The 5,433-nt window shown below is 66.8% G+C and carries 4 protein-coding genes; all 4 read right to left on the bottom strand.

Annotation, left to right across the window (positions count from 1 at the left end):
- Positions 1-1,615: hypothetical protein (locus tag JSV65_12280; protein UCH33348.1), on the bottom strand; the 1,615-nt coding region annotated here is incomplete at its 3' end.
- A 158-nt stretch (positions 1,616-1,773) separates the two neighbouring features.
- On the bottom strand, positions 1,774-4,167 hold the full coding sequence (locus JSV65_12275; GenBank protein UCH33347.1) for an FtsX-like permease family protein: 2,394 nt from the start codon (positions 4,165-4,167) through the stop codon (positions 1,774-1,776).
- Positions 4,168-4,881 carry an ABC transporter ATP-binding protein gene (locus JSV65_12270; GenBank protein ID UCH33346.1) on the bottom strand — a complete coding sequence of 238 codons (714 nt, stop codon included), beginning with the start codon at positions 4,879-4,881 and terminating at the stop codon, positions 4,168-4,170.
- A 104-nt stretch (positions 4,882-4,985) separates the two neighbouring features.
- On the bottom strand, positions 4,986-5,433 hold a 448-nt coding region (locus JSV65_12265), incomplete at its 5' end, for a hypothetical protein (protein UCH33345.1).

The raw sequence follows: 5,433 nt of genomic DNA, 5'->3' as shown, positions 1-5,433 counted from the left end.
GGATGCCGTCGTAACCGTCGTTGTCGCGTTTCCGTTCGTCAACGATCGGCCACCACTCCGCAGGGCCGTAGGGGCAGCCGAGCTTCTTGTAGATCGGGATGCGCCCGCCGCCGCTGTACACCGCCCTCACCAACGCCTGCACTGCCGGCAGCATGCGCGGGGCGTCGCGCTCGCCGAAGCGCCGCCGCGCGTAGCCGCGCAGGTAATCCTCTGGCGTCACGCCGTCAGGATTCCACGCGAGATGCGTGGTGAGGTCGAAGAACAGGATGTTGTGGCCGGAGGTCTCGGGGACGTGGTAGATCCCCAGGCACTTGTCGGCCTCGGGATCGGCAGACAGGGCCTGGATTGCGCGGATCGCGTGGTTCAGGTCGCCGTGCAAGTGGTCGTCGCCCTGGAAGGAATGGAGAATTCCGAGCGTCCACGGCGTGCCCTCGAAGTAATTCGTCCGCCCGTAGAACGGGTTGGCGAGGCCGGCGGTGTCGTAGATCAGCATCATGTCCTGGGGGAGGCTCGTGAAGTAACGCGAGATGCGCTCGGGCGTCCACACGTGCGGGACGGCGCCGAAGTCCCAGGAGTCGCTTTCCCAGATCGCATCGGCGTCGAGCTGTTTGAACACCTCGCACATCCGCTGCGCGGCGGTGAGCTTGAGTTGGAAGGACTGCTCGGGATCCGCCGCGCCGGTTGATTCGACGAAGGGCGTGTCCTGGTAGATGTGGTCGGCGCCATAGGTCTCGATCAGGTCGCGGTAGAACGCGGTGCTCCAGCGGGCGCACTCGGGGTCGTCGGGGTGGAGCACGGTAGCGCTGTAGCCGAGGTGGCCGACGTAGTTGTACTCGGGGTGCATGTCGCGGAACTGGTGGGGCACATTGCCGTAGGCGAGGTAGTAGATCCACCGGATTCCCCGGCGGCGGCCGTATTCGAACTGGGTGCGGATGATGTCGCTGCGCACGTCGGCGGGGAAGTCGAGCGCGCCGGGCCAGCCGGAGAAAGTGAAGTTGTCGGGTTCGGTGTCACTGATGCCAAAGACGCGGGTCGCCGAGACGCCGCTCTGGGCGATGTGCGGACCGAAGTAGTGACTGCTGAGGTTGAGCTTGCGCTTGGTCATCCAGTCGAGCAGGCGGTTGCGCTCGGGGATGGTGCGGAACTGGTGGTGGAACTTGGCGAGTCCCCAGCACGAGGAGAAGTTGAAGTGGCGCAGCGGCCAGCGCGGCAGGGCGGCGATGCTGATGTCGGTCATCGGCAGGCCTGAGCGATGCGGAATGTAATCGCCATCCCAGAAGAAGCCGACGCCGCAGCAGGCCTCGAGGTACTCGTACACGCCGTAGAGCAGGCCGATTGGCTCGATCGCCGAGATATTGACGCGGCCCTCGCCGGCGGATTGTATCACGAAGCCGTCGCGCAGACGCTCGGGGTCATCGCCGCCGGGGAGGCCCTTGAGGCGCTCGGCCGGGCCGCCCAGCGCGAGGGCGAACACGGGGTGCGGCGCCGCCTCTGGGATCCTCTGCGATACGGTCACCTCCGCGCCGGTCATGTGTCTCAGGTAGCTCGCGAGTTCGACGGCGGCGTGGTGGGCGAGCCACGGCGGCTGAGCCGGCTCGACGACGGTGGCTTTCACGACTTTCTCCCTTCCTGCTGACGAGCCGCCGTCCAGCGCGCCAGCGCGAGCAGGGATGATCGCGGGCAGCATCAGGGCCAGGGTGGCAGCGACAAGGAAAGCCGCGCGTAACCGGCTGTGCAGCATTCTCTCCTCCGTGCGTACGGTGTGCGATCGCGCTACGACACGAACTCCTTGGTTGCTTTCGCCAGGTCGAGACGGTTCACGGCGCGTAGCGCGGGGATCTGGGCGATGATCAACGCGATGAACGCGGCGGCGACGGTGATGGCGTAGCTCTGGGGGTAGATGACCGGGCGCAATTGGAGTTGCTCGCCAGAGTACGCCGCGATGAAGTAGATGTTGAGCAGTCGCCCCAGCCCCATGCCGAGGAGCGACCCGCCGAGCGCCGTCACCGCGTTTTCGATGGTGACCATAAGTCCGACCTGGCGGCGGGTCATGCCCAGGCTGCGCAGGGATGCCAGCTCGCGGGAGCGCTCGAGGACGCCGATGGTAGCGGTGTTGAAGAGGATGGCCACCGCGAGGGCGATGCCGAAGCTCAGCATAATGCCGAGGTAGGCGTAGAACAGCTTCATCAACTCCTCGATCTGGGCGCGGGTCTGGGCGGTGCTCTCGGCCTCGACGGCGCCGGTGAGGTCGAAGAGCCGGTCGCGCACATGACTGGTGTAGCGCGGATCCACGGCGATAATCGCGCCGGTGACGCCGTTGCGCGGGAGGTCGAGGTCGCGGCCAAAGACGCGGCGGAGCTGGTCGAGGGACATATACACCAGCCCGCCCACGGGCTGGTGTACGTAGCCGACGACCTGCACATTGTGCCAGCGCTGCACGTCGGGGGGCTCCTCGGGCAAGCGCACGCGCAGCGTATCGCCGGTGTGGGCGTCGAGCTTGCTGCGCGCGGTGGCGCCGATCAGCATGCCCGCGGGCGGCGGCGAGAGGGATTCACCCCTGGGGTCATAGAGGCGGTAGAGCCTGGAATCGCGCGGCAGCCCGAGCACGACGGTGAAGTAGGATTTGCCGTCGAATTGCAGCTCGACCGGGATCATCAAGCCGGGCTCGACGCGCTCGACGCCTTCCCAGTGGCCGATGCGGGCGAGCCGCGACCACGGCTGCGGGTCGAGGAAGCTGACGCGGAGATCATAGACCTGCACGTCGTAGAAGTACATGTTGATGGCGGCGTAGCTGGCGTCGAGCATGCCGAGGGAGACGATGACGAGCGCGATGGCGCTGGCGATGCCGAGGGCGGTGTAGGCGGTGCGGCGCGGGCGACGGATGAGGTTGCGCAAGGGCAAGCGGGCGACGTAGGGCAGCCCGCCGAACGATCGGCCGAGGACGCGCAGCGCCCAGGAGCGGCGTGCCGCCGGGGTTTCGGTGCGCATCGTTTCGGCGGGCTGGAGTTGGGCGGCGGCGCGGGCGGGGACGATCCCGGCGAGGAGCGCCACCACCAGGCCTGCCATCCACCCCACCGACATCGAGCCCCAGCGCGGGCGCATGTCGAGGAACGGCACGCCGACGACCCTGGTGTAGTAGTGGGTCGAGATGATGCCCAAGCCGTGGCCGGCGATGGTGCCGATGGTCGCCCCGAGCAGGCCGAGCACGAGCGCGAACTCGAGGTAGTGCACGAGGATCTCGGAGCTGCTGTACCCCGAGGCGCGCATGAAGCCGATCTGGGTGCGCTGGGAGCGAACCATGCGCGTGAGCAACGTGTACACCGTGAGCGCGGCGATGACGAGAAAGAAGGCGGGAAAGATGACGGCGAGTTCGCGAAACGCGCGCAGGTCGGACTGGAGCAGGTTGTTGCTCGGCTGGTCATCGCGCGTGATTGTTTCCTCGAAGCCGTAGGGGCGGACGAGGTCTTCGACCGCCTGGATGACGCGCTCGCGGTCGGCGTATTGAGTGATGGTGACGCACAGCTCGTTGATGGTGCCGGGGGCGCCGAGGAGTTCCTCGGCCTGGGTGCGCGTGGTGAAGAGCGCGCCGAATTCCTCGGGCTGGGGCATGAGGTATTCCTTGGCGCGCACGGCGAGGATGTACTCGGGGCTGGCGGCGATGCCGCTGACGGTGAACTCGACTTCCTCGTCCAAGATGACCGGGGTGATGGTGTCGCCGGGGCGGTAGCCGTTGGCCTCGGCGAAGTTGCGCTCCAGGAGCAGCTCGCGGCGGCGCGGGGAAGGCATCGCGCCGTCGAGGACGAGCACGGCGTTGACGTCGGGCGGACCCTGGTCCGGCACTGCGAGGACGCGGCCGACGACCTTCTCGGATTCGCGTCCGGTCTGGGCGAGTTCGATCTCCTGACTGAGTCGCCCGTACGCCTGTGCAACGCCCGGGATGGCGCGGGCGCGGTTCTCCAGAGCCTCGGGGCCGCTGTGGAAGCGGGTGGTGAAGTCGGCGAAGCGGAGGCGGTCATAGGTGAGATCGTAGGAACTCGACAGGTTCTGGAAGGACATGTACGCGGCGTCGAAGAGGCACACGCCGAGGAGCACGACCGAGGTGACCGCGGTGAACAACCAGCGGTTGGCGGCGATATCGCGCACCAGCTTGCGCCGCAGCAGAGTCACTTACCACTCCAAGAGTTCGGGGTCGAGCGGGGAGGGGTTTTCACTGGACTCCACGACCTCGCCGCTGCGCAAGTGGAGCGCGCGGTCGGCGATCTGCGCGATCGCCGAGTTATGGGTGACGACGAGAACGGTTCGGCCCTGCTCGCGATTGAGGCGGCGCATGACGGCGAGGATCTGGCGGCCGGTTTCCATGTCGAGATTGCCGGTGGGCTCGTCGGCGAGGAGCACCTGCGGGTTCTTGACCAGCGCGCGAGCGATGGCGACGCGCTGCTGCTCGCCGCCGCTCAACTCGCTCGGGAAATGATCCGCCCGCGCCGTGAGGCCGACCTCTTCCAGCGCCTCGCGCGAGCCGCGGCCCTCGTCCACCAGTTCCTCGACGAGTTCGACGTTCTCCAGGGCGGTCAGGGTCGGGATGAGATTGAAGAACTGAAAGATGAAGCCGACCGAGCGGCGGCGATAGAGGGTCAGCTCATCCTCGGTCATGCCACTCAGGGTGTTGCCGGCGACGGTGATGGCGCCGGAGGTGGGCGTGTCGATGCCGCCGATGAGGTTGAGGAGCGTCGTTTTCCCCGAGCCGCTCGGGCCGAGGACGCAGACGAAGTGCCCGGCGGCGATTTCGAGGTCAACCTCCTTGAGGGCGACGACTTGGACCTCGCCCATTTGATAGACCTTTGAGATTCCCTCGAGGCGCAGAAGTGGTTGTTGGGATGTCATGGTTTATCCGTTTGCATTTGTAGGGCGGGAATGCCCTTCGACCTAGCTCAGGACAAGCCTATCCCCGCCGTGATCCGTTGGGGCGGGCGGTAGGCACGCCCGCCCTACGGTGCGCGCGTCCGCACGCGCTGTCCGTCGCGGAGGTCGTGGTCGCCGGGGAGAGCCACCGTCCCACCATCCTTGAGGCCTTCTATGATCTCCGTGTGCTCGTAATTGCGCTGGCCGACGCGCACAGCCGTCCGCTTCACGCGGTTCCCCTCGATCACGAAAACGTACCGGTCGTCACCCTCGCGCCTGAGCGCCTCGTTGGGCACGAGCAGGGCGTCGCGGGCCACGACCGGGCGGCTTTCGACATCGACTTCCATTTCCGCCATCAGCGGGGCCGGCTCGAGCAACTGCACCTTCGCGCGAACGATCTTCGCGCGCACGCGCCCCAGCATCTTGGGTTCCGCGGACTTGGCGATCTCGTACACGCGGCCCTTGAAGCTGCGCCCAGGGAAGGCTTCCGCGAGTACATTGACCTCTTGCTCCAACGTGATCTTGTCGAGGTCC

The organism is Armatimonadota bacterium, from assembly GCA_020354555.1.
Classification (GTDB): Bacteria; Armatimonadota; Hebobacteria.
This window is presented reverse-complemented; position numbering and strand designations above follow the sequence as displayed.